Below are 25,977 nucleotides of genomic sequence, written 5' to 3' on the forward strand. Positions count from 1 at the left end.
CGGATTGATTGCCATGACACAGCCGACCGCCACCCGCACCCGTCCAGGCGCCCTGCGCCAATTCCACCAGCCCGCCACGCCAGGTCTACCGCCGCTGGTGATCTTTCCGCACGCCGGCTCGGGGGCCTCGTCCTATCGCGCGCTGTCGGGGCTGCTCGCCTCGCGCTTCACCGTGCTGATCATGCAGTACCCGGGCCGCCAAGACCGGATGCGCGAACCGTCGGCGACCTCGCTGGGTGAGTTGGCGCAGGAGGCCCTCGACGAATTCGTCGCCGCGGGCTATACCGGCCCGGTCACCTCCTTCGGCCACAGCATGGGTGCCACGGTCGCCTTCGAGTTCGCCCATCGCGCCGAGGCCGCCGGAGTGCCCGTCGCCCGGCTGGTCGCCTCGGCGGCCGCGGCACCGAGCAAGGTCGCCGACCTGCCGCCGCACCCCTACGACGACGAGGGGATCCTCGCCAACCTGCAGGCACTCGAGGGCACCGGAGGCTCGGTGATGGGCAGCGATGCGGTCATGCGGATGGCACTGCCGGTCCTGCGCGGCGACTACCGGGCCTTCGACTCCTACTCGTGCGGGCCTGACGTGCGGATCAGCGCGCCGGTCGTCGTCGTCGGCGGGGCCGACGACCCGGTCATCAAGCCGCACCACCTGCACCACTGGGGCAGCCACGCCGAGCACGTCCAGGTCAGTGTCGTCGACGGCAGCCATTTCTACCTCAACGAGAAGCCGGAAGCGGTGCTCGACGCGTTGACGTGCGACCTGGACGGCAACCGATGAGCCCCATCGACGCCAAGAATTCAGATCCCATCGTCATCGTCGGTATGTCGGTGGAAGCTCCGGGAGGCATTGAGAGCCCGGAGGACCTGTTCGCCGCCGTTGCGCAGGACCGCGACCTCATCGCGCCCTTCCCTCGCGACCGCGACTGGCCGGTCGACCAGCTGCTGGCCCTCGACACCCTCGACGGGTGGGGTGCAGTACCCGACGCCGGCGGATTCCTGCTCGGCGCGGCCGAGTTCGACCCGCTTTCGTTTGGCCTGAGCCCGCGCGAAGCGGTCGCGATGGACCCGCAGCAGCGCGTCGCCCTGCGTACCGCGGTGCGGGCCATCGAGAACGCGGGGGTCAACCCGTTCGCCCTCGCCTCGCCCGATGCCGGTGGCGCCGACTCCGAGGTCGGCGTGTACTTCGGTGCGTCGATCAACGAGTACGGGCCGCGCGCATCGGCGGTCAACGAGTTCAGCGGGCACCGCGTCGTCGGGACCGCGCTCGGCGGGGTCTCCGGTCGCATCAGCCACCTGCTGGGTCTCACCGGACCGGCCATGACCGTCGACACCGCGTGCGCCTCGTCGTTGACCGCGCTGCACCTGGCGGCCAACGCGGTTCGCCTCGACGAGTGCGAGTGGGCGATCGCCGGCGGTGTCTGCGTGATGGGATCGCCGGCCGCCTTCTTCGAGTTCGCCAAGAACAACGCTCTGGCCCGTGACGGGCGCTGCCGGTCGTACTCGGCTGGGGCCAGTGGGACCGTTTGGGGCGAAGGCGTCGGGGCGGTCGTGCTGGAGCGTGAGAGCCGCGCCCGCGCACACGGGCACCGCATCTACGCCCGCCTGCGCGGCACGGCTGTGAACCACAACGGCGGCGGAGCGGCGATCGTCGTGCCCAGCGCGCCGGCGCAGCGGCGCCTCATCGAACGCACCCTCGCCGTCGGTGGCGCCGACCCCTCCGACATCGACTTGATCGAGGGCCACGGGACGGGCACGCTCGGTGATCCGTTGGAACTGACCGCACTGGCGCAGACCTACGGGGCGGCACGTACGGCCGAGCCGGCGTGGGTCGGCTCGGTGAAGTCCAACATGGGCCACGCCCAGGCGGCCGCCGGGATCCTCGGCCTGGTCAAAGTGCTGCAGTGCGGGCGACGCGGAGTCATCGCGCCCACCCGCTACGGCGACGATCCCACCGACAAGATCGATTGGGATTCCGCAGGCCTGGCCTTGCCGACGTCCGCGGTGCCCTGGGCGGCGAGGAGCGGATCGCGTTGGGCCGCGGTGTCGAGCTTCGGCGTCTCGGGGACCAACGCGCACGCCATCCTCGAGATGCCCGACTCTATTAACGAACACCCGGCCGATGACCGCCCGGAGGTGGCCCATGCCTGACTACCGCACCCCCGACGGCCGGGTCCCGGTCCTCGTCTCCGCGGACGCCGCCGAGCTGTTGGTGCTCGAGGCGCGTGCCATCGCGGCGTACGTCGCGGAGAACACCGGTGTGACTGCGCGCGACGTGGCCGCCCACCTGTTCCGCACCCGGCCCGCGCGGCGCCATCGCGCAGTCGTGCTGTGCGCGCCCGACGTCGACGGCGGCCGCCGGGACCTCATCGACGGTCTGCAGGCGCTGGCGGACGGGACGTCACACCCGGCTCTGGTCGTCGGTCGCGAAGCGGCCCGGAACTGCCGCGTCGCCTACGTGTTTCCCGGCCAGGGCAGCCAGCGCCCCGGCATGGGCGCAATGCCCTACCGGCACTCGCGCGTGTACCGCGACAGTGTCGACGCCTGTCACGAGGCGTCGATGCGCCTGTTCGGCCGGTCCCCGCGCGACTACATCCTCGGCAAGATCGCCGACGACGATCCGGTCCGCGACGACATCCGCTACATCCAGCCCGGACTGTTCATGCACATGGTGGCACTGGCCGCCATGTGGGACGACGCGGGTGCGTCGCCGGCGATGACCGTCGGGCACAGCCAGGGCGAGATCGCCGCGGCCTACCGCAGCGGCGTGATGACCCTCGACGACTCGTTGACCATCGTCACGGGCCGCGCGGAAATGGTCCAGGAGAATTCCCCGCGCGGCTACACGATGGCCGTCCTCGGCGTCGACGTCGACACGTGCGAACAGATTCTCGCCCGGCATTCGGGATGGGCCCAGCTGTGGGTGGTGAACTCGCCGCACATCCTTTGTATCTCCGGTGAGCGCGGCGCGGTGCTCGACATCATCGAGACGCTCACCGCCGATGGGATCTTCGCCAAGGAGATCCGCGTCGAGTACCCCGCCCACACCAGCATCGTGTCGGAGTTCTTCCCCGCTTTCTGCGTTCAGGTCGGCCCACTGCTGGGTGAGAAGTTCCTCTTCGACGGGGAGGTGCCCTGCTACAGCGCCGCGGTCGGCGGGCCCATGGACTCCACGATGCCGATGCTCGACTACTGGTTCTGGAATCTGCGCAACCGGGTCCGATTCGACCTCGCGGTCAAAGGGGCCGCCGACGCCGGGGCCACGCACTTCATCGAGATCGCCGAGCATCCGACGCTGGCGCTGGCGATGGCAGAGAACCTCGCCGACCACTCGGCCGCGGTGCTGCCGACGTCGCGCCGCGAGGCGCAGGACCTGGCCGAGTTCACGGCGAACCTCGCAGGGCTGGCGGTCGTCGACAACGGTTTCCGGTGGGAACGACTCGCAGTCGACGACGGTGGGCGGTCGCCGCTTCCGCTGGAGGGCTTCCCGAACACGGCGTGGCGCCGCGTCAGCCTGTGGGCCGACCGGTCCGCGGGTGAGAACGACCCGGTCAACGTGCCGGCCTGGGGTGCGCGGATGGCGCGGCGCGGGATCCGGCGGCTGCAGGTGCAGTGGCAGCCGATGGAGCGCCGCGAACTGCTTGCGCCCCGTCGTATCGGCGTGATCGACCCCACCGGCGACCACGGCGCGCTCGCAGCGGAGATCTGCGCGCTGGCACCCGTGCACGGGGCGATTGCGCTGCGCGTCGACGATGCCTCTCCCGAGGAGATCGCGCAGATCGACACGGCCGTCGTCCTGGTCGGCGGGCAAGCGCCCGGTGACGGCCCGACCGATGCCGCGGCGCGATTGGCCGCAGTCCTGGCCGATGGCGCGTGGCGGCGCGGGCTGGAGTCGCTGCCGGAGCAGTTCTGGGTGGTGACCGTCGGCGGCGAGCAGGTGAATTCTGCCGACCCGGTGCCCGACGACGTCAACGGCACCGTCGTTGCCGCGCTGCGGTGCGTCGCAGTGGAGCACCTCGGTACGCGAGTGCGCCACGTCGATCTGGACCCGAACGTCGGCAAGGGCCGCGGCGACCAGATCCTGGCCGCGGTCCACGTCGCTGCCGAACCCGACATCGCGATCCGGTCAGGCCAGTCGTATGTGAAGCGGTTGGTGCCCGCGCCCGTACAGGGGCCTGTTGAGCAGGACCTGCGCCACGTCGTCATCACCGGCGGTACCGGCACCTTGGGCTTGGCTCTGGCCGCGCACTACGCGGCTGCCGGCGCGTCGCGCATCAGCCTGCTGAGCCGGTCGGGTGCCGCCGATCCGGCCGTCGCGGCCCGACTTGACGCACTGCGACGCACGGGCACCGACGTCGAGGCGCTCGTCGCCGACCTCACCGATCCGGGGTCGGTGGCCGCCGCCGTGTGCGAGTGGGCCGACGGTCCGAGTCTGCTCATCCACACCGCCTTCACCTACGTCGGCTCGTCCGCCGACGAGATCACCGCCGCCGACCTGGCGAGCGCCCGCGCCGCGAAAGTCGACGGGCTGACCAACGTGCTGTCCGTCCTGCCCGCACCGCCGGAGCAGGTGGTGGCGTTCTCGTCGATCGCCGCCACCATCGGCGGCCGCAACCAGGCGGTGTACGCCGCGACGAACCGGGCGCTGGAACTGGCTGCGGCCCGGTTGCGCGAGCAGTCGGTTTCCGCCGCGGCGATCGGGTGGGGGCTGTGGCAGGTGCAGGGACCCGTGTACGAGGGTGGTGCCGAGCAGGCCGCCGACGCCGGTGCACGGCCCATGCCGGTGGCCACCGCGATCACGGTCGGCCTGGCTGACCTGTCCGAGGATGCCGTCGTCGCCGGTGCCGATTGGGCCCAGCTGCGGACCATGCTGTCGGTGGTGGGTGCTGACCGCCTCCTGCGCGAGGTCCCCGACGCCGATGATGAAATCGACGACGGGCCCGTGGTCGAAGCGCCGACTCAGGCCACCGCCGTCGAACCGGCGGCGATCGAACCAGAGGCGCCCGCCGAGGCCGAACCCTCCGACCAGCCATCGGCGACACCCGGTGCGGCGTCGGGCGGTCCCTTGATCGGGGAGCTGAGCGCCGAACTGGCCGCCGCGATGGGGCTGGGCCGCGCCGACGCGGCCGAACTCGATCCGCACCTGCCGTTGGTCGCGCTGGGCCTGGATTCGTTGCAGGCCCTGGATTTCCGCAAGCGCGTCAAGACGTCGCTGAACCAAGAACTGCCCGTCGAGGCGATCCTCGGCGGCGCGAGCCTGCATGAAGTTGTGGAGTTGATGGAGAATGTCTGACGCCATGGCGCGCAAGCGCGAACTGCTGCGGCAGCGGCTGGCCGAGCAGGGCCTGGCGGCGACCGTGGAGACCGTCGAGGCGCCGGTCCGCTCCGACGGTGACACCACGCCGCTGGCCGTCGCGCAGCGCCGACTGTGGTTCGTCTCCTACCGCGACCCAGCCGACACCTCGCTCACCGTGCCGGTTGCGCTGCGGGTGACCGGCGACCTCGACGAAGAGAAGCTGCACCATGCTTTCGAAGCGGTCCTGGCTCGCCACGAGACACTGCGCGCCACTTACGAGCTCGGTCCCGACGGCGAGCCGGTCATGCGCCACCGCGCCGGCGTCAGCCTGCCGTGGACGACTCACGACCTGACCGATCTGGACGAGCGGGCCCGTCAGCGCCGACTGGCGGTCCTGGCGCGGCGTGAGTTCTCCACCCCCTTCGACCTCACCGCCGACGTGCCGATCCGCCTCACGCTGATCCGTACCGGCGCGCGCGAGCACGTCCTATTGCTGGCGGCCCACCACATCTGCGTCGACGACGCGTCGTGGCCGGTGCTTTTCGCCGACGTCGCCGCGGCCTACCGAGGCGCCGACCTGGCACCGCTGGGGGTGCAGTACGCCGATGTCGCACCGGCGGTCGAGACGGCGATCGACGCCGACGTCGCCTACTGGCGCGAGCACCTGTCCCCGTTGCCGGACCTGCCCATCCTGCCCGGCGCCGAGACGACCGGATCCGACCGCCGACGCAGTGACCGCGTCATGCGCGAGATCCCCGTCGGCGTCGCTGCCGCCGTGGCCTCGGCCGCCAGCACGCAGGCCGCCACGCCGTTCGCCGCCTACCTCGCAGCAACGTGGGCCTACCTGCACCGCATCACCGGTGCGAACGACTTCCTCGTCGCCGTGCCGGTCACCGCGCGCCCCGCTGGCGCGGAGGACCTTATCGGCTACTTCGGCAACTCGCTGCTGGTGCGCGCCACCGTCGCACCCACCGACTCCTTCGCCGAGCTCGTCACCCGCGCAGGTGCGGAACTGTCGGAGGCCCTGGCTCACCAGTCGGCGCCGATCGACCAGGTCGTCGCGGCGATCAGCCGCCGCGACGGCGGCCCGCGGGGCGGCCTGGACACCCTCGTGTCGTCGAGCCTGAGCGTCCGCGGTGAAGTGCGCGGACCGCAGATTGACGGTCTGGAATGGGAGCCGCTCGATGAACTCGGCGCCGCAGCCGGTCAGCTGCCGCTGGAGTTCAGCATCGTCGGCGACCTCGGCGGTGGGCCGTTGGCGCTGGAACTCGAGTACGACACGGCGATGCTCGACGAGGCGACCGCGGGCGGACTGCTCGACAGTGCTATCGCCTTCTTGGCGGCAATCACCGCCGAGCCGGCCACCGAGATCCGCCGCGCCCCGTTGCTCGACCCGACCGCCCTCGACGACGCGCTCGCCGCCTCGCGCGGGCCGGCGCACGACGTCGCCGAATCGACGCTCACCGCGATGATCGAATCGGCGGTGTACTGGCGCGGCGACCGTGTCGCCCTCATCGACGACGAGCGCGAGGTCAGCTACCGCGAGCTCAACGCGACCGCCAACCGCCTGGCCGTCCACCTCGTCGACCAGGGCGTCGGCCCCGGCGATCTCGTGGGCCTGCGGACCGGTGCATCGATCGATTTCGTTGTCGCCGCCATCGCCGTCCTCAAGGCCGGTGCCGCCTACCTGCCGATCGACCCCGACTACCCCGACTCCCGCACCGAGTTCCTGCTCGAGGACGCGGCACCGCGGCTGGTCCTCGACGCCGACGGGATCGCCGCAGCGATCGCAGCCTCGGTAGACCGGCCTGCTGAGAACCTCACCGACGCGCAGCGCCGTGCCCCGCTGCGCCCGGCCGACCTGGCCTACGTCATCTACACGTCCGGCTCGACGGGCGTGCCCAAGGGCGTCGCCGTGCCGCACGGCGCGATCGCCGACCACCTGCTCTCGGCACGCGAACTGGGCATCGCCGACGCGGAGGACCGGCTCGTTCTCACCTCGTCGGTGAGCTTCGACGCGTCGGTGTTCGAGCTGTTCCACAGCCTGTGCGTCGGTGCCACCGTCGTGCTGCCCAAGCCGAAGGCCCTGGCCGATATCCCGTATCTGGCCGACCTGCTGGTCGCCAAGCAGGTGACCGTCATGCACATGGTGCCCAGCATGCTGACGACGCTGCTGAGCATCCCCGAGGTCAAGCAGTGGACGACGCTGCGCTCGGTGCCAGTCGGCGGTGAGGCGCTCGTCGCCGACGTCGCGAATGCCTTCCTGACCAACTTCAGTGCGGCGCTGAGCAACAACTACGGCCCCACCGAGGCCGTCGTCGCCGCCACGCACTTCCCGGTGGACCGCGCCCAGGACGTCCCGGTGGTGCCGATCGGCGCCCCCAACGGCAACGTGTCGGCGTACCTGTTGGACCCGGCGCTAGCCGTCGTGCCGGACGGCGTCGTCGGGGAGATCTACCTCGGCGGTCCGCAGCTGGCCCGCGGCTACCTGCGCCGACCCGCGCTGACCGCGCAGCGGTTCATCGCCGATCCGTACGCACCCGGGCAGCGGCTGTACCGCACCGGTGATCTGGCGCGGCGTCGTGCAGACGGTGCGCTGGAATTCGTCGGTCGCGCCGACGAGCAGGTCAAGGTCCGCGGCTTCCGCATCGAGCTCGGCGAGATCGCGGCGGCCGCCGCGACCCACCCCGACGTCGCGCATGCGCTCGTCATCGCCGACGAGTCCGCCGCGGGCACCCGCCTGTTGGCCTACGCCATCGCCGCGCCCGGCGCCGGTCTCGACGTCGACGCGGTGCGCGACCACATCGGCGCGGTCCTGCCCGCCTACATGGTTCCCGACGCGGTGATCGCGATCGACGAGGTCCCGCAGACCGTCCACGGCAAGCTGGACCGCGACGCCCTCCCACGCCCAGGTGCCGACCGGGCCAAAGGTGCTGGCCGGGCACCGCAGACGCCCACCGAGCACCGCGTCGCCGCGATCTTCGGTGAGCTGTTCAGCCGCGACGGTGTCGCCGCCGACGACTCCTTCTTCGACCTGGGTGGTCACTCGCTGCTCGCCGCACGGCTGGTGACGGCGTTGACGGCCGAGTTCGGCATCAGCGTCGACGTGAAGCTGCCGTTCGACCATCAGACCGTCGAGGGCCTAGCCGGCGCGCTGGTCGCACTTGTGCGCGATGAAGTCGGCGTCGACTTGGACGAGGCGGGCACGCCCGCCGGTGCCGGTGTGGACTTCGGTGCCGACGTGGACTTCGGTGCCGACGTGGACTTCGGCGGCGAGGCACTGGGCGACGTCGACTTCGGTGGTGCAGCGTTGGGTGACATTGACTTCGGTGGTGAGGCCCTCGCAGCCGCCACCATTCCCGCCGGTCCGGTCCGGCCCGTCTTGGAGCCGAGCGCGTCGACCGGTGACGCGCCGCTGTCGTTCTCGCAATTGGCGATGTGGTTCGCCGATCGCTTCGCCGGGTCGGGCGCGCACGGCAACGTCATCCTGCTGGCCGCCATCGACGGGCCGATCGAAACCGCCGCACTGTCGGCGGTTGAGCGACGTCGCGAATCACCACGAGAGCCTGCGGACCACCTTCACCGAGCGCAACGGTGCGCCCGTGCAGGTCATCGCTGATCAGGCCGAGATCGGCCTGCTGCAGGTCGACGTCTCGACGTCGCGGGATCCGGAGACGGCCGCGCAGGCCGCGGCGCGCGATGCCGCTGCCCACGTCTTCGACATCGAAACGGGACCGCTCGTGGCGGCGACGCTGATCCGACTGTCCGACGAGCAGCACCGGCTCTCGCTGGTGTTCCACCACATGGTGATCGACCACGGTTCGGTCGCCATCGTGCTGAACGATCTGGTCGCGGCCTACCGGGCGCGGAGTATCGGCACCGACCCGGCCCTCGCACCGATCCCGTTGCGCTACACCGATTTTGCGCGCTGGCAGCACGAGGTGTTCACCGCCGACGGCAGTCCCGCCGCGCAGTTCGGCAGCGCCGAGATCGACCAGTGGCGCACCCAGCTCGCGGACGTGCCCGACGAGATCCTCGTCGCGCCCGACCGTCCGCGGCCCACCGCGCTGTCGCAGGACGGCGTCGTCGCCGACTTCGCGATCAGCCCGGCCGTGCGCGCGCAATTGCGCGCCGTCGGCAACCGGTTGGGCGTCACCGAGTTCATGGCGCTGAGCGGCGCGCTGACCGTCGCTCTTCACCGGCTCGGCGCGGGCGACGACATCGTCGTCGGCACACCATCGCTCGGGCGCACCGATCCGGGCACTCAAGGACTCGTCGGTCTGCTCGCCAACATGGTGGCGATCCGCACCGATCTCACCGGTGGTCCGCTGACCGTCGGGCAGGCCCTGCAGCGCACCCGCAACGCGGTGCTGGAGGCATTCGCCCACGCCGATGTACCGCTGGAGCGCGTCGTGGAGGCGGTCAATCCGCGCCGGACTCGTGCACGCAACCCGTTGTTCCAGGTGATGCTCCACTTCCGCGAGCGCGATGAGAACTCCGACGGCCGCGCCCTCGACGACGAGGCGACGCTGACACTGCTCCCGATGGCCATGACCACGTCGTTCCTCGACCTCAACGTCATCGTCGCGGTCACCGCCGACGGCGGACTCGACGGTCGTCTGGTGGCCAGCGCCGACCTCTACGACGAGGAGACGGCCGTCGCGATCGCCGGCGTGTTGGTCGACGTCATCACCGAGGCGGCCACCGTCCCCGACGCGGCTGCCGATGCGCCGGTCGCGCTGGGCGCCACGCTCACCGTCGTCGACCACGGCGATGATCCGGTGGCCCTGGCACAGCTGATCGGCGATCGCGCTCCGCGTCGTATCGTCGCCGCACCGTCGACGTTGGCGGCGCTGCCGCACTCGGGGCTCACCGATGCACCGTCGGTGCGCAGCTGGGTGTTGAGTGGACCGGGCGCCGGCCCGGCGCTGGCCGAGACCTTGCGCGCCCTTGCACCGGAGTCCTTCGTCGTCGACAACCACACCAGTGCGGCCCCCGCCCCGGTGATGGTGCTCGACACGCTTGGCGGACCAGGCCAGACGCCCACCGAGACCACGCTCATCGCGTTGCTCGAAGAGCTCCTGGGAGTGGCCGGGATCGGCCGCGAGGACAACTTCTTCGCCGTCGGCGGTGACAGCGTCATCTCCCTGCAGTGGGCGGCCAAGGCCGCGGAGGCCGGACTGGTGATGAGCCCGCAGCAGGTGTTCGACTTCTACTCGATCGTCGAGCTCGCTGAGTCGGTCGACGCCGGCGAGGGGCAAGCATTGCTGGATGCCGCGGTGGCGGAGCAGGCCGCAAAGGAAGCCGGTGACACAGTTGCCGACGAGCCCGCCGCGATGTCGGCGTCGGGCCTGCCCGACGACCTGCTCGCCTCGGTGAGTGCGGCGTGGAAGGCACAGCAGTAGTGACCACCGAGACTCAAAGCGCGGCCCCCGAGGTCGTCGACGTCCTGGCGTTGTCGCCGCTGCAGGAGGGCTTGTTCTCCCTTGCCGAGGTGGCCGGCGTCGACGGCCTGGACCTCTACAGCATGCAGTTCGTCACCGAGATCACCGGGCCGGTGCGCGAGAGCGTCCTGCGCGTGAGCCTTCAGACGATGTTGGATCGTCACCCCAACCTGCGGGTCTCGCTGTGGGACACCGGCGTGCCACATCCGGTGCAGATCGTCCCGGCGTCGGTCGTGCTGCCCTGGCGCAGTGTCCGTGTCGATGGTGCCGAGTTCGATCGGCTCGTCGTCGACGAGCGGCTCAAGCGGTTCGACCTGCGCCGCGGCCCGTTGCTGCGCGCCGTGCTCGCGGAGCTGCCCGACGGTCGCTACCGGTTGCTGCTGACCGTGCATCACGTCCTCATGGACGGGTGGTCGTTGGCGCTGTTCTTCGGCGAGCTGCTCGCCGTCTACAACGCCGACGGCAGCGCCGAAGGGCTCGGCCCGGTTCGGCCCTACCGCAACTACATCGCCTGGCTCGGTCGCCAGGACCGGGCCGCCACGCTCGAGACGTGGTCGCGCGAACTGGCCGACGTCGAGCCGCTGCTGCTGGGCACGGGTGTCATTCCCGACGCGGAGCCCGCCCGTACCCGGCATGCGCTGTCGGCGGCTGAGACCGAGCGCTTCGTCGGTTGGGCGCGGCGCAACGGGCTCACCGTCAACACCGCCGTCGAGTTCGCGTGGGCGACGGTCCTGGGCCGGCTGACCGACCGGCGCGACGTGGTGTTCGGCACCACCGTCTCCGGGCGCCCCCAGGGTGTCGACGGCGTCGACGAGATGGTCGGCCTGTTCATCAACACCGTGCCCGCCCGCGTCGACCTCGACGCCGAGGGCGCGGCGAGCGTCGTCGACCACTGCCGCGCGCTGCAGCGCGCATCGGCGCGCCAGCGCGACATCGCCTACCTGGGCCTGGCCGACATCGCCCGGGCCACCGGGCACTCGCCGTTGTTCGACACGCTGTTCGTGTTCGAGAACGCGCCGATCGGCGCGGCCACCCAGCCGGTCACCGCAGCCGACGGCGCTCGGTTCCTGCCGCTGGCGATGGAGAGCCTGTCGCATTACCCGCTGACTGTCGTGGCCTACCTCGTCGACGGTGAGCTCGTCGTCATCACCGAATCCCAGCCCGCTGCCCTCGGTGGCGTTGTGGCCGCCGACGTCGCGCGCCGAGTTCTGCAGGTCTGTCGCCAACTGCCCGACGCCGATGAACCGGACTCCCTGGACGTCCTGCTTCCGGAAGAGCACGCCCTCATCGGTGGCATGCCCCGGACGACCCAGTCGGGGTGGATTCCGGGCCCAGTCGGGGCGGATTCCGGGCCCACTCGGCGAGGTGCGGCGACCCACTCGGCGGATATTGGGGCCCAGTCGGCGGATACTGGCGCGCTCGACACCGTCCCTGCCGAGACCATCATCGAGGCTTTCGCCGCGGTGGTCGAGCGCAATCCGAACGCGACCGCCCTGGTCGCCGATGACGGCACGTGGACCTACGGCGAACTCCTCGCCGACGCCGCCCGTCTGGCCCACCTCCTTTCCGCCGAGTGGGCCCCAAAACCCCGCCGAGTGGGCCCCGAAACCCCGCCGACTGGGCCCCAATTCCACCCCGACTGGGCCCTGAATCCACCCCGAGTGGGCCCTGAATCCACCCCCGCGGAGGCGGTGGTCGCCGTCGCATTGCCACGGTCGGGCCGCTCGGTCGTCGCGATCCTCGCGGCGCATCTGGCCGGCGCCGCTTACGTGCCCGTCGACCTCGCGCTGCCTCCCAATCGGATCGAGTTCCTGCTGTCGACGACCGACACCGCTGTCGTCCTGACGACCGCTGCCGACGCCGAGCGCTTCGCCGACCGCACCTGCCTCGTCGTCGACGATCCTGACGTGGTGTCGCGTCTAGCCGAGCAGCCCGCCACGGCGCCGACACCAGCGCTGCAATCCGAGAGCGCCGCCTACGTCATCTTCACCTCCGGTTCCACCGGCGAGCCCAAGGGCGTCGTCGGCACGCACGGCGCCGTCGCCAGCTACGCCGCCGATCACCGCGACCGCATGCTCGCCCCCGCGCAAGCTCGACTGGGCCGTCCGCTGCGGGTCGCGCACGCGTGGACGTTCAGTTTCGACGCCTCCTGGCAACCGCTCGCGGCGTTGCTCGACGGGCACGAACTGCACCTGTTCTCCGACGACCAGATGCGCGACGCGAGCCGACTCGTCGCCGGGTTGCGCGACGCTCAGATCGACATGATCGACACCACCCCGTCGATGTTCGCGCAGCTCGCCGCGGCCGGACTGGTCGGTGCGGGCTCGCAGGGGGTGAGCGTGCTGGCCCTGGGCGGCGAGGCGATCGGCCCCCAGCTGTGGGCACAGCTGGGTTCGCTGGAGACCACCGAGGTCCACAACTGTTACGGACCCACCGAGACGACGGTCGAGGCCGCCGTCGCCCGCGTGGCCGACACCGCGACCCCGACCATCGGCCGCGCGACGCGGCGGATGCGCGCCGCCGTGCTCGACTCGCGGTTGCTCCCCACCCCCGTCGGCGTCGTCGGCGAGCTGTATCTGAGCGGCGCGCAGCTGACCCGCGGCTATCTCGGACGGCCCGGTCAGACCGCTACGCGATTCGTCGCCGACCCCGCACGACCGGGGCAGCGCATGTACCGCACCGGAGACCTCGTGCGGTGGAGCGGCGAGGGCAACCTCGAATTCGTCGGCCGCAGCGACGACCAGGTGAAAATCCGTGGCTACCGCATCGAACTGGGCGAGGTGGAGGCCGGACTGCGCCGTGTACCGGGCGTGCGCACCGCCGCAGTGCTTGCCACGCCGCGGCCCACCGGGGCGGCTCTTGTCGGCTTCGTCGTCGGTGCCGAGGGGCCCGAACTCGACGCTGCGACGGTCCGCCGCGCATTGGGCCGACAGGTCCCCGCGCACATGGTGCCCGCACGGATCGTGTGCCTGCCGGCCCTGCCCATGATGAGCAACGGCAAACTCGACGCCAAGGCGCTGGCCGATTCCGCGGCCGCTGCCTTCGCCGACCACGTCGACGGTGAGAAGCCCGCGACCGACACCGAGCACGCCGTGGCCGCCGCGATCGCCGACATGCTCGGCACGGCGCCCGGCGTCACCGACGACCTCTTCGATTACGGCCTCGACAGCATCGTCGCGATGGCCGTCGTCAACGCCCTGCGAAACCAGGGGCACCGGATTGCGGCACGAGACATACTGGCGCACAGCACTATTCGTGATGCCGCTGCCGCCGTCGACCGAGCGGCCGCGATCGAGGCGGTCGTCGCCGCCCGCGAGTACGGGACCGTCGACCCGCTGCCCGTCGTCGAGTGGATGTACGAGTACGGCAACTACCGCCGGTTCACGCAGACCGCTCTGCTCGCCCTGCCTGCCACCGTTTCCGACGAGGAGTTGGTGTCGGTGCTGCAGGCCGTCATCGATGCCCACGACATGTTGCGCGCTACCGTCGTCGACGGTTCGGTCGTCACCCGCGCACCGGGTGCGGTGGACGCGCATACGGTGCTCGCCGCGGCGTCGGGCCCGGACTTGGCGGCGCTGATCACCCCCGCCGCGCGGGCCGCCAACGACCGGATCGACCCGGACACGGGCGCGATGCTCGCCGCGACCCGGTTGCGTGCCGGCGAGGCCACCGACATCGTCTTGCTCGCCATCCACCACATCGCCACCGACGCGGTGAGCTGGCAGGTGCTGTTCACCGACCTCTTCGAGGCCGGACTCGCTATCGCCGGCGGCGCCACCCCCGACGTGACACCCGAGTTCACCGACTACCGGCGCTGGTGCCGCCTGCTCACCGAGCGCGCGAACAGCACCGACGTCGACGCACAGCGCGACTACTGGCGCGACGTCGTCGCCGGGATCGACCCCGCCTTCGGATCGCGCAAGCCCGACCCGACCAGCGACACCTGGGCTTCGCTGGCGTCGGAGATCGCGCTGACCGAGCAGGACGTCACCGCCGCGGTCTTGGCGCGCATCGACCGTCGCATCGGCATGCGGGAGTTCCTCCTCGCGGCGCTGACGGTCACGCTGACCTCGTGGCGCACTCGGCGCGGCGATGACCCGACCGGCGGTGCCTTCATCGCACTGGAGGGCCATGGCCGCGAGGACCACGTCCTCGGTTCCGACGATTCGCTGGTCGATACCGCCCGCACTCTGGGCTGGTTCACGACCGTCTTCCCGGTGCGTCTCGGCGCGGGGGACGACTGGGTCGATCTGGACCGGTTGCGCGCGCAGCCGTCGCTGGCGGTCGAGGTGATCGACGCCGTTGCCGATCGTGTCGCCGCTATCCCGAACACCGGCATGGATTTCGGTCTGCTCAAGTACACGGCGTCCGACGAGGTGCTTCGCGCCGCCGAGGAACCGCAGGTCGAGTTCAATTACCTGGGCCGCTTCGACCTGGGCGTGCCCGGCGGCGGATTCGACGCCGGTGACCCTGCGTGGGCACCGGTCACCGATCTCGCACTCAACGAGCACCTGCCGATCGACCCCGAGCCCGACCTGCCGCTGCGCTACACACTCGACGTCGTGTCGGTGGTGCGGGCGACCGCCGACGGTCCGCAGCTGGTCACCAACTGGCGGTACGGGTCTGACCTGCTCGACGCGGCGCAGGCCCGCGAACTGGCCGACTTGTGGCTCGCCGTCGTGACGGAGCTAGTCCGCGGCTGGGGTGCCGACGACGAAGCTGCCGACTAGGCACTCGTCGAGTTCGTCGCGTCCGGTGGCGGCGGCGAAGGCCGCAGTGTCGCCGTAGCCCTGGGCGACGCCGCCCAGGCCCATCGCGGTGGCGATCAGGTACAGCGACTGAGTGAGGATCCCGGCGTGCTTGAGGATCACCGCGTACGGCATCTGCTCGTAGGTCCACATCATCCGCCCGACACGGGCGGCCAGCACGAACAGCACCTGCGGCTGCTTGCCGTCGGCCAGGGTCAGTGCCGCCGGTTCCAAGAGTCGCTGCACCGCGGGGTCGTCGATGTCGGCCACCGGTTCCAGGGTGTGGGCGGCGGAGTCGTAGTGGTACATCCCCGGGGCGACGCCCTCGGCCACGCGCACGATCGGGTACACCTCGAGTTCGTACAGCGAACCGCCCGACGGATAGGGCTTGCTCGGCAGGCCCTCGCGCACCGATGCGCGGGTTCGCGCGCTGCGGTAGAGCAGTTCGCCGAGCGCGGCCAGCGTCGGCGGATGGTCGTCGTCGAACTCTCGCACCGAACGTCGGTCCTCGACCGCGGCGGTCAATGACATGTCGCCGGTCCGCAGGGCGTCGAGGTCGGGGGTGCGCAGGGCGACGGCCTCGCCCGGGTAGGGCGCCGGCGCCTCGGGCACCGGGTCAAAGCGGCCGTCGGCCCAGCGCGTCGGGCCGAAGTGCGCCCAACTGGTCGTGCGGTCGCCGACGGTGCTGCGCCGGTGGAACCACAGCTCATGCGGACCCCAGGCTGCGGTGGCGAACTCGGTGTTCTCGTCGTCGACGACGGCGTGCCCGGTCCACACCAGGTCGGTCCAGAACTGGGCCGGCGCGTTGTCGCTCAAGCCGAGCAGCGGCGCGAGGAGTGCGGGGTCGGTGATCTCGACGTCGCACCAGGCTCGGGGCGATTCCAGCACCGCAGCGCCGTCGACCTGTCGCAGCACGCTGAACTTGGACAGGTGCGCTGTGGCGACGCCGACGGTCGGTCGCGGTGACGGTGCGGCGCGGAACGGCCGCAGCGTGTACGCCTCATCGATCGCCAGGGTCACCGCACCCGCGCCCAGCAGATGCGCCAGCACCGCGGCCACGTCGGCGGGCGGGTCGGCGGAGAAGCGGATCGGCCCGGCGTTGAGCGCTCGCAGCGCCGCCATCGGTTTGGGCGACAGGCCCTCGAGCCGGGTCTTGCTGGGCAGGATGACCGCGGTGTCCGCGCCGGCCAGCAGGCACTTCACCCCCGGTGCGAGGGTGTAGGTGAGCGTCGCCACGATCCGGGGCTACCGGGGCGTGAGGATCGTCAGGTTCTTGCCGATGTGCTGCGTGCCGTAGACGATGCCGGTGGCCTGGTCGACGGCGATGGTGTGGATCGCCACGCCCGTCGGAACCGTGGTCAGGATCGCGCCCGAGTCGGCGTTGTAGACGGTGATCGTCTTGCGTTGCAGGTTGGCCGAGTAGACCAGGCGGCGCTTGGCGTCGATCGCCAGCTTCGACGGCGATGTCTTGGTATCGATAGTCTTCACGATCCGCAGCGACACCGGGTCGATGATCGAGATCTTGCCGGTGTCGAAGCTGTTGGCCCAGATGCGGCCGGTCGTGGGGTCGACCTTCGCGCGCGAATTCGACGGGGTGGCGATCTTCTTGATTACGCGGTTGGTGCGTAGGTCGATGACAGCGACAAAGTTGTTCTTCTTCGCGTCGTAATCGGCGTTGCCGACGTAGAGACGGTTGCGCGAGGCGTCGATGTCGGGGAAGGACGCCTTGTAAAGGTTGGGGATCTCACCGACGAGACGCCCGCCCGACGACACGATCGCGACCTTGTTGGTTCCGTTGAGGCCGACGTAGAACTTGCCGGTGGCCGGGTCGGCGACCGCGCCCATCGGGTGCGACGTGGGCAGTGCGATCAGGTTGCGCGGGCTCACGGCCTTGGCGTCCATGCTGAACACGGTGATGCCGCTGGCGTGGGCGTTGGTGACCAGGACGCGGCTGCGCTTGGGATCGATGGCCAGGCCGTCGGGCACCTGCTGCACCGGGAGTACCTCGGTGGTCCCGAACATCATCCGGCCGCCCGGCTGGTTGGAAAGGTCGATGCTGCGGACCGGGGTCTTGGTGACGGTGCTGAACACTTCGACCTTCGGGCGCACCGGGTCGGGCGACGGGATGAAGTCCTTACCGGTGGTGCGCAGCGAGTCGTTGTTGTCGGCGATGAACAGCTGTTTGCGGCCCGCATCGAGGGCGAGTTCACCGCCGCTGGACACACCGGCGGGAACCGCGGTGACGGTGTAGGACGGTGCCGCCGAAGCGGTTCCGGGGACGGCGATGGCAGCAGACACGACGAGAGCGGCGGCGGCGCTCGCGGCGCGCGTCCAGCCCAGGGGAGTCAGGTTCATAAGGCAAGCCTAACCCACGGGATATCCGCCGGTCGTACGGGGTGCGGGGAGCCTCAGTCGACGAGTTCGAGGATCGTCGCGTTGGCCATCCCACCGGCCTCGCACATGGTTTGCAGGCCGTAGCGGATGCCGTTGTCGCGCATGTGGTGAACCAGCCGGGTCATGAGGATCGCACCGGACCCGCCGAGCGGATGCCCGACGGCGATCGCCCCGCCGAGCGGGTTCAGCACGTCATCGCTCGCGCCGGTCTCGGCCTGCCAGGCCATGGGCACGGGGGCGAATGCCTCGTTCACCTCGAAGGCGCCGATGTCGGCGATCGACAGTCCGGAGCGTTGCAGTGCCTTCTGCGTCGCGGGGATCGGGCCGGTCAGCATGATGACGGGGTCATCGGCGGCGAGGACCGCGGTGTGGACCCGCGCGATCGGCGTCCAGCCCTGCTGCTTGGCGTACTCGGAGCTCGTGATGAGCAGACCGGCCGCACCGTCGGAGATCTGCGACGAGTTGCCCGCGGTGATCACACCGTTCTCGTCGAACGCGGTCTTCAAGCCGGCGAGCGTCTCGACCGTAGTGGTGCGGCGCAGCCCCTCGTCGAAGGCGAGTTCGTTGAGTTTCACCAGCTGGCTGTCGAAGGCACCGGCGTCGGCGGCCGCGGCGGTGCGCTCGTGGCTGCGTGCGGAGTATTCGTCGACCTGTGTGCGCGACATGCCCCAGCGGCTGGCGATCATCTCCGCACCGACGCCCTGGTTGAACGTGTCGACGCCGAACCGGTCCAGGACCGACGGCGGGTAGGGCACCCCGGCGGCGCGCGCCGAGCCCATCGGGACCCGCGACATGGATTCAACACCGCCGGCGATGGCGACCTCGTATTGGCCGGAGATAACGCCCGCGGCCGCGAAGTGCACCGCCTGCTGCGCCGAGCCGCACCGCCGGTCGACGACGGTGGCCGGGACCGTCTGCGGCCAATCCGCCGCGAGGACGGCCAGGCGTCCGACGCTGCCCGACTGGTCGCCGACCTGGCTGACGCAGCCCCACACGACGTCGTCGATGGTGGCGGGGTCGAATCCGGTGCGCTGCGCCAAGGCGCTCAACACCGTGGCCGACAGGTCGACCGGGTGTACGTCGGCCAGCGAGCCGTTCCGCTTGCCGATCGGAGTCCGGACGGCGTCGACGATGACTGCATCTCTCATGATCGTCATTGTGGCAGTTGGTTGGCGCGGCACCCGCTCAGCCCTGCGGATCCTTGAAGTAGACGAGTTGATGGCTGGTCGCCAGGAGGGTTTCGCCGCCCCAGAGTTGGGCGTACTGGTCGAAGTGGCCATGGCTGAACCGCTGCGCGCGCGCCGTGCCCAGCACGTAGTCGCTGCCCTGCGCTGCGAGTTCGTCGGGCGACGCGTGGAAGTAGGTGGTCATGGTGATCGTCCCCGCCGGCATGTAGGCGCCGTGGCGCAGGAAGACGCGGGGGAAGAACGCGTCGGACATCGAGGTGAGTGCCGGATAGTCCAACGGGCGTTCGGGTAGATCTCGCAGCCACAGGGTCGAGGTCGAGTCGTTGTTGGGGCTCTCGTACACGAGCTCGCCGACCACGAACCGCTTGTCGTAGTTGCGGGCCCAGGCGATGAAGTCCGGGAAGTCGACCGGGGCGGTGTCGGCGATGGTGGCGGGGTCGGCGGCGGGCGGCCGGACTTCGGTGTCGCCCCACGTCTCGCGGCGGATGCCGAAGACCGCGCTGCCGGTAGAGACCGTCGCGCCGTCCTGGGAGATGGTGAACGTCCAGTGCTGGTTGGTCCGGTTGGTGCGCTCGATACGGGTGTGCAAGTCCCAGGTTCCGTCAGCGACCGGGGCGGCGAAGTTGATCGTCAGCGCTAGCGGTTGACCGAGGACATCTGGGTGTTGCAGGAGGGCGTTGAGCACGGTTGCGGCGGTGATGCCGCCGAACGGCCCGACCATGTTGCCGTAGGCCGGGTGGGTAGTCGCGTGGAAGACGCCGTCGGGCCGGGCGTCCACGGCGATCGCTTCATCGAAGACGTGGGTCATGGCTTCGACGATAGGCCGGGCCCGTCGATGCCGGTCGAGTGGTTCGGTGCCGGGCGTCAGTCAGAGATGACCCCGTCGACGTAGAACCACCGGCCGTCCTCGCGGACGAAGCGGGACCGTTCGTGCAGCACGCCGAGGTTTCCATCCCCATCGAGGTAGGTGGCGCGGAACTCGACGACCCCGGTGTCGTCACCGACGCCGCCGTCCTGGGTATCGATGATCTGCAGACCTCGCCAGCGCGGGTTGTCGTGGAGGTCGACTGATTCGGGTCTGGTCGACGGGTGCCAGGTGTCGAGGAGCCACTGCGCATCACCGTCGCGGAACGCCGCAAAACGCGATCGCATGAGTTCCTCGGCTGTCGTGGGCATGGGCTCAGGCTATCGCTGCGGAGATATGTCCCCTGCGCAGTCACCTCCGTGATAATCACCGAGGTCGAGGCAATACGTACATTTTTCAGCAGCTCTGCGCGCCGTACCTGTGCCGCGACTTGCGGGTGAGTGCCACGATGTCGGCCATTGCGTCCTCCCAGTCGTAGAAGACGGTCGAGTAGGTGAGGCGGATCGGGAGGTATCCGGCCAACATGACCTTGCGGTCGCGCCAGCGATCCCGCTCGTAGTCCCGTTCGCCCATGTGGTGGGTCTTGCTGTCGCACTCGATGAGGAGGCGCCCGACCCCGAGGTCGTAGCGCCCGACACCGGGAATGCGCGGCTGGACGGCCACTTTGAAATTGTGAGCGCGGAGCCGGACTCGCACGATCGACTCGGTCCCGGATTCGGCGTCCGGGTCGCATTTCTCGAGAAGCTGCATGGCGTCGTAATCGATGAGTCCATCCAGCGCGCTGCGCATGTCCTCGACTGTCATCTTCTTGGTGTTCAGCACCGAATCGACCGCGGCGATCCAGTCTTCGGCACGCATACATTTCGCGGCGCATGCCAGAGCGAGTGCGGGTGAATCGATCGCGCCACCGGCGCGATGCAGGCGGCCGTGGTGCCGACAGAATCCCGCGCGGTTGTTGGCGCGTGTCCCGCGGGCGTGCACACCGGGATAGCCGGGTGCCACCCAGAAGTCGTGGAGGTCCAGAGCCGACACGCATGAGAGCACTCCGCCTCGGCGAACCGCCTCGACTGCCGCCGGGTTCGCAGTGGGGGTCGCGTACCAGCCGCCGCGCACCCGGGTCAGCGCACCGGACCGTACTGATCGGCGCAGTGTGCTGTCAGTTTCGCCGCGGGCAACCAATTCGGTCCGGGAGTACACGCCAACGTCCACGTCTTCTTAGACGCAGCGGGGCGGCATACGGCTCCATGCTGCTGAAAAATGTACGTATTGCCTCGACCTCCGTGATTATCACCGAGGTGCATGGACAGGGGATAGATCTCAGCAGGGGTTGGAATCGGGCTGGTCGCAGATCTGGTTTAGGTCCTATAGGACAGCGATCGTTGGTTCCATGCGTATCGGGATTGCAGTACTGAGCGGTGCGACCGCATTGATGCTGGTCGCCGCACCCGCGGCGGCCGAGCCGGTGAAGCCGGACCTAGGCCAACCCGCAAACGGCGTGTCGGCGCCGGGGTATCGCACGGACCGGACGGTGACCCCGGGGTTCTCGCCGATCCAGGTGCCGCCGCCGATTGTGACCGGCGGCGATGGACGCTCGCGCACGGTTGTGTACCGCGCGTATCCATTCCTGGCCGACTGGTTGCACCAGGCGATCGGACGTCAACCGTGGGAGGTGCAGGGAGCAGCGCGCGTGAGTTTCTACAACCCGGTTGCCGGCCAGACGGTCGTCATCAACCCCAACGGTCACTGCGACTTCACCGACGGACAGCACCTCGACGCAGGCAGGGCGCTTGCGCCGATAACGGTCGATCTCGGCGGTTTCGCGGTGCGGATCGAGCCGCGCGCGCATCGACTCTAGCGCCGCCCACCGGCCCGGCCGCTATCCAGCCCAATAATTAGGGCAGGCTAAGCTGGGTGGCATGGGTAAAGGAGCTTTGGGCGTCCTGATGAAGGTGTCAGGCGCCGACGACTATCAGATGACGGTCACGTCGGTCGAGAAGATCAACGAGGGTTACATGCGCCTCGGCTTCACCGCCGAACGGCTATTGGAGGAGCATCCGCCGCACCCGACGCAGTGGGTGCGCATGTGGTTTCCGGGCGACAAGCCCCATCAGCGCGCGTACACGCTGCTCGACCAGGACGTGGCATCCGGCAGCTTCTCTCTTGAGTTTGCTCTGCATGCCGACGGGCCGGCCAGCAATTGGGCGCGCGGAGCATCGGTCGGCGACCAGATCGACGCGACGATGCTGGGCTCCAACTTCCAATTGCCCACCCCGCTGCCCAAGGAGTTCGTCGTCTTCGGTGACGCCGCATCACTGCCGGCGATCAACACCTTGCTCGACGCTATCGGCGAGACGCCTGCGCGGGTCTTCCTGGAATGGCAGGAGGAGCTCGAGGCGACCTTGCCGGTGCACGCCAAGCCGCAACATGAAGTGACCTGGGTACAGCGTCTCGACGGCGGTCGTCTTCTCCGTGAGCAAGCCGAGAGCGTCACCGTCTCGGAAGGAACTTTCGCCTGGGTCGCCTCCGACTGGCGCACCACCCGCGCGATCACCAAGACCCTCAAGTCGGTTCACGGTCTCCCCAAGACTTCGATCAAGGCCCAGGCGTACTGGAAATAGTCGACTCGGTGATCGAGTGCCTTCGAGGAGCTAGCCGAGAATGCGTATCGAGATCCCGTGAGCCGAAATGGCTCAGGGAGTCAGCCCCGGCCCCGTGATGAGCGGGAGGTCGAGGGTCGTGCGGACTCCCGACGGCCCTGCGACGACGGTGGGGATGGCGTTCACAACACGGCCGACGCCGGCGGCGATGGCTGCGTGGTTGTGGTCGCCCTTGTCGCTGGTTGGGGTGATGTCGACGATGTACGACGGTTCGCCGGTGATCTCGACGCGGTAGGCGCCGCCGCCGTGGGGAGGTCGGGCCAGGTCCGGGCACAGGTCGTCGCGGGTGCGGGTGATGTGCTCGATCACGATCGCCTCCTTGCCGTCGACGAGGCCGATGATCTCGAACCGCACGGCCGCGCGGGTGCCCTTCTCGATGTGCAGCGCGGCGATGTCGTAGGACTCGGGCGCGGGGAAGCTCTCGTGGCGTTCACGGATCTCGTCGATCTCGACGCCGAAGCCAGCGGCCAGGATGCGCAGGGTGGTACCCCAGCCGAGGCCGAGGATGCCGGGCAGGAACAGCAGCGGAGTCTCCTCGAGCGGCTTGCCGAAGCCCATCATGTCGCGCATCGTGATGACGCCGTCGTAGGTGGCGTAGTCGGCGATCTCGTAGCAGCGGACCTGGGTGACCTTCTGGCAAGTGCTGGCCAGCGCGAAGGGGAGGAGGTCGTTGGCGAACCCCGGGTCGACGCCGGAGACATAGATGGACACGTCGGCCTCTTTGGCGCATGAGTCGATCTTCGCGATGGCCTTGTCGGGCATGTTGCCGTACGGGTACAGCATCCCCACCGGCGAGGTCCCGACGATGTTGATGCCCGCGGCCAGGATCTGCAGGCAGTCGTTGAACGCCTCGATCGGCCGGGTGTCGCCCATTGCGCAGTAGACGGCGCACTCGGGCTGGGTAGCGATCAGCTCATCGATCGATCCGACGGCGGTAATGCCGGTGACGACGTCGAGGCCTGCGAGTTCGCCGGCGTCTTTGCCGATCTTCGACGGTGTCGAGACGCACAGGGCGACGAGCTCGAACCGGGGGTCCTCGATGAGTTGGGTCAGCGCGATGCGACCGGCGTTGCCTGTCCCGACGTGTGCGACTCGGATGGCCATGGGTTTTCTCCTCGACAGTTATCGGAGCAGGTCCGGGCGTTTGCGCAGGTAGATGTACATTTGTCCGGACAGGTGTCCAGATCAGTAGACCACAGATTACTAGAACGTGTTCTCATTTCCCATTTTCCGGGGTACCGTAGCGCTTCATGGGACGCGTAGACGACAAAGTTGTACTGATCACCGGCGGCGCTCGGGGCATGGGCGCCGAGCATGCGAGGGCGCTTGTCGCCGAGGGCGGCAAGGTCGTCATCGGGGACATCCTCGACGACGAGGGGCGTGCGCTCGCCGAGGAGATCGGCCCTAACGCCCGGTACGTCCACCTCGACGTTACGAGCGAGGACGACTGGGACGCGGCGATCAAGACCGCTGTCGACGAGTTCGGCAAACTCAACGGCTTGGTGAACAACGCCGGCATCGTGAACGGCGCGCAGCTGGAGAAGTTCCGCATCGACAAGTTCCGCCAGATCCTCGACGTGAACCTGACCGGGTCGTTCATCGGCATGGTCAAGGCGGTCGATCCGATGAAGGCGGCCGGCGGTGGTTCGATCATCAACGTGTCGTCGGTCGAGGGCCTGCAGGGTAGCCCCTGGGCGCACGGCTACGTGGCCTCGAAGTGGGCTGTGCGCGGCCTCGCGAAGTCGGCGGCGCTCGAGCTGGGACCGCACAACATCCGGGTCAACTCGATCCACCCCGGCTTGATCCGCACGCCGATGACCGAGAACATCCCCGACGACATGCTGAAGATCCCGCTGGGTCGCGCTGCCCAGCCCGACGAGGTGTCGACGTTCGTCGTCTTCCTGATCAGCGACGAGTCGTCGTACTCCACGGGCAGCGAGTTCATCATGGACGGCGGACTCACCGCCGGCGAGGCGCCGTAGCGTCTCAGCCTGACCCACGGCCTACAGCAGCAGATCGCCGAGCGCGAATGCTGCCGCCAGCGTGCCGAATCCGAGGATGAGCGAACGCGCGACCGTCGCTACCGGGTTGGAGTGGCCGAGCCGCGAGAGGGTGAACGAGGTCACCGCTAGCGATACCGTCGCGATCGCGACGATCCCGACGACGTGCGTGTCCCACGGCGTGACGATGGTCGCGAGGACCGGCAGAATCGCGCCGACGAGGAACGCCATCCCGACCTGAATCGCGTCACTCCAGGCCGCCCGGGTCGTGGTGAAATCCTTGATCCCGTACTCGATGAGGAGATGGGCGCCCAAGGCGTCGCCCTCGTTCAACTCGTCGGCGACGTTCTGTGCGGTCGTCGTGCTGACGCCCTTCTCCTCGAACCATGCGACGATCTCGGCCCTCTCCTCGTCGGGCGTCATCGCCAGGCGTTGCGACTCGTGGCCGATGAGGTCGCGCTCGGCTTCGACGTCGGCGAGTCGTTCCCCGAGCTTCGCGCCGAACGCCACCAGAGCGCCGACGAAGGCGTTGATGATCACCACGGCGTAAGTGGTTCGCGCTTCGACGTCGGCTCCGGCCAGACCGAGTCCCATACCTGCGACGGCGATGATGCCGTCGTTCACCTCGGTGATCCAGCTGCGGATCTCCTCGGGCTCAGACTCTCGCCAGCGCGTGAGGGAGAGGGGCATGTAGTGAGCCTACGGTGGCATGCGAATTCCGCGATTCCAACTCGCCTTGCGTTGCGGGTTCGCACCAGAATTTCGCTTTCGACTTGCGGCGGTTGCCTCTAGCGCCGCATCCGTGGCCGCATTCGTTGCGACGGCCACGAGATCGATCCACCCTTTCTGCGCTGCGCGATTGATGAACCGGATCTCGTACTCGGTCTTCTTGGTCGGCCGGACGACTGGGAGGTCGCGGCCCGATGGAGTCATTGCAGTTACTCGGGGCGCGCGACGCGGGGTCCGTCTTGCCTAAACCATTCAAAGTCGGTTATGGCACGCATTCCCGAGGCGTGCGCTTCGGCAGTGCCTCGCCACGCGTCGAACTCTTCCAGGAGGCGTCGGTAACTTCCGAGTTCGACGGAGCTCCATAGAAGATGGCCGATTTCGGTGGCGCACTGATGCTGGTCTTCGGCGGGGAGCGCGAGGATCCAGGGATGCAAGGCGCTGAGTGCCGTGGCGATGTTCCCGTCGGCGCGCATGACGGCACGCATCAGCGCCGAGGCGAGGGCTATCCCCGCTTCTTTGTCTTCGAGGTCGCCAGCCCTCATCAGGATTAGGTCGTCGGCATCGCGCCGCGTGATCCTTACGGCACCGTTCTCGGTACGCGCGACGACGTCCTTGGGGTGGCGGAGAAGTTCGGTGAAGGTTTCTGTTGCGGTGGCCATG

General features: G+C 69.3%; 18 protein-coding genes. 9 read left to right on the forward strand and 9 right to left on the reverse strand.

Annotated elements, in window-relative coordinates; genetic code table 11:
• The first annotated feature begins 13 nt into the window (after positions 1-13).
• Genes B4L26_RS01560 through B4L26_RS01585 form a run of 6 tightly spaced genes read left to right on the forward strand, consistent with a single transcriptional unit; the run spans position 14 to position 15,467 of the window.
• Positions 14-778: a thioesterase II family protein gene (locus B4L26_RS01560; protein WP_290715004.1), complete on the forward strand. Its 765-nt coding sequence runs from the start codon at positions 14-16 to the stop codon at positions 776-778.
• Positions 775-2,148: a polyketide synthase gene (locus B4L26_RS01565; protein ID WP_290715006.1), complete on the forward strand. Its 1,374-nt coding sequence runs from the start codon at positions 775-777 to the stop codon at positions 2,146-2,148. Before B4L26_RS01560 ends, B4L26_RS01565 begins: the two co-directional genes overlap by 4 nt.
• A complete protein-coding gene (locus tag B4L26_RS01570; protein WP_290715008.1) occupies positions 2,141-5,290 on the forward strand; it encodes an SDR family NAD(P)-dependent oxidoreductase in 3,150 nt (1,049 codons plus the stop codon). Before B4L26_RS01565 ends, B4L26_RS01570 begins: the two co-directional genes overlap by 8 nt.
• Positions 5,283-8,912 carry an amino acid adenylation domain-containing protein gene (locus tag B4L26_RS01575; protein ID WP_290715010.1) on the forward strand — a complete coding sequence of 1,210 codons (3,630 nt, stop codon included), beginning with the start codon at positions 5,283-5,285 and terminating at the stop codon, positions 8,910-8,912. The genes B4L26_RS01570 and B4L26_RS01575 overlap by 8 nt, the downstream gene beginning before the upstream one ends.
• A complete protein-coding gene (locus B4L26_RS01580; RefSeq protein WP_290715012.1) occupies positions 8,830-10,698 on the forward strand; it encodes a condensation domain-containing protein in 1,869 nt (622 codons plus the stop codon). The genes B4L26_RS01575 and B4L26_RS01580 overlap by 83 nt, the downstream gene beginning before the upstream one ends.
• A complete protein-coding gene (locus B4L26_RS01585) occupies positions 10,698-15,467 on the forward strand; it encodes a non-ribosomal peptide synthetase (protein ID WP_290715013.1) in 4,770 nt (1,589 codons plus the stop codon). Before B4L26_RS01580 ends, B4L26_RS01585 begins: the two co-directional genes overlap by 1 nt.
• On the opposite strand, the gene B4L26_RS01590 is transcribed toward B4L26_RS01585, so the two are convergent.
• The 6 genes from B4L26_RS01590 to B4L26_RS01615 all read right to left on the reverse strand — a co-directional run bounded on the left by B4L26_RS01590 (position 15,426) and on the right by B4L26_RS01615 (position 20,963).
• Complete coding sequence (locus B4L26_RS01590; protein WP_290715015.1) at positions 15,426-16,721, reverse strand: SagB family peptide dehydrogenase; 1,296 nt, start codon at positions 16,719-16,721, stop codon at positions 15,426-15,428. The genes B4L26_RS01585 and B4L26_RS01590 overlap by 42 nt on opposite strands.
• Positions 16,722-16,730: 9 nt before the next feature.
• On the reverse strand, positions 16,731-17,840 hold the full coding sequence (locus tag B4L26_RS01595; RefSeq protein ID WP_290715017.1) for a YncE family protein: 1,110 nt from the start codon (positions 17,838-17,840) through the stop codon (positions 16,731-16,733).
• Between the two features lie 53 nt (positions 17,841-17,893).
• The gene (locus B4L26_RS01600) at positions 17,894-19,027 is read right to left on the reverse strand and encodes a thiolase family protein (protein ID WP_290715019.1); all 1,134 of its coding nucleotides are present in this window, start codon (positions 19,025-19,027) and stop codon (positions 17,894-17,896) included.
• A gap of 37 nt (positions 19,028-19,064) precedes the next feature.
• Complete coding sequence (locus B4L26_RS01605) at positions 19,065-19,874, reverse strand: acyl-CoA thioesterase (protein WP_290715021.1); 810 nt, start codon at positions 19,872-19,874, stop codon at positions 19,065-19,067.
• Positions 19,875-19,930: 56 nt separating this feature from the next.
• A complete protein-coding gene (locus B4L26_RS01610) occupies positions 19,931-20,242 on the reverse strand; it encodes a YchJ family protein (RefSeq protein ID WP_290715023.1) in 312 nt (103 codons plus the stop codon).
• 85 nt (positions 20,243-20,327) lie between these two features.
• Positions 20,328-20,963: a hypothetical protein gene (locus tag B4L26_RS01615; protein ID WP_324550817.1), complete on the reverse strand. Its 636-nt coding sequence runs from the start codon at positions 20,961-20,963 to the stop codon at positions 20,328-20,330.
• Positions 20,964-21,318: 355 nt separating this feature from the next.
• Here B4L26_RS01615 and B4L26_RS01620 point away from each other — a divergent pair, with 355 nt between their 5' ends.
• Both B4L26_RS01620 and B4L26_RS01625 read left to right on the forward strand, forming a co-directional pair.
• Positions 21,319-21,786, forward strand: coding sequence for a hypothetical protein (locus tag B4L26_RS01620; RefSeq protein ID WP_290715027.1), 468 nt, complete (start codon positions 21,319-21,321; stop codon positions 21,784-21,786).
• A gap of 61 nt (positions 21,787-21,847) precedes the next feature.
• Positions 21,848-22,549: a siderophore-interacting protein gene (locus tag B4L26_RS01625; RefSeq protein WP_290715029.1), complete on the forward strand. Its 702-nt coding sequence runs from the start codon at positions 21,848-21,850 to the stop codon at positions 22,547-22,549.
• A gap of 72 nt (positions 22,550-22,621) precedes the next feature.
• Here B4L26_RS01625 and B4L26_RS01630 read toward each other — a convergent pair whose 3' ends face one another.
• Complete coding sequence (locus tag B4L26_RS01630) at positions 22,622-23,692, reverse strand: diacylglycerol kinase (protein ID WP_290715031.1); 1,071 nt, start codon at positions 23,690-23,692, stop codon at positions 22,622-22,624.
• A 146-nt stretch (positions 23,693-23,838) separates the two neighbouring features.
• Here B4L26_RS01630 and B4L26_RS01635 point away from each other — a divergent pair, with 146 nt between their 5' ends.
• Positions 23,839-24,570, forward strand: coding sequence for a glucose 1-dehydrogenase (locus B4L26_RS01635; RefSeq protein ID WP_290715032.1), 732 nt, complete (start codon positions 23,839-23,841; stop codon positions 24,568-24,570).
• A 21-nt stretch (positions 24,571-24,591) separates the two neighbouring features.
• Here B4L26_RS01635 and B4L26_RS01640 read toward each other — a convergent pair whose 3' ends face one another.
• Both B4L26_RS01640 and B4L26_RS01645 read right to left on the reverse strand, forming a co-directional pair.
• On the reverse strand, positions 24,592-25,278 hold the full coding sequence (locus tag B4L26_RS01640; RefSeq protein ID WP_290715035.1) for a VIT1/CCC1 transporter family protein: 687 nt from the start codon (positions 25,276-25,278) through the stop codon (positions 24,592-24,594).
• 248 nt (positions 25,279-25,526) lie between these two features.
• The gene (locus B4L26_RS01645) at positions 25,527-25,976 is read right to left on the reverse strand and encodes a hypothetical protein (protein ID WP_290715037.1); all 450 of its coding nucleotides are present in this window, start codon (positions 25,974-25,976) and stop codon (positions 25,527-25,529) included.
• Position 25,977 lies beyond the last annotated feature (1 nt).

This window comes from Gordonia sp. UBA7599 (genome assembly GCA_002477755.1).
Lineage (GTDB): Bacteria > Actinomycetota > Actinomycetes > Mycobacteriales > Mycobacteriaceae > Gordonia.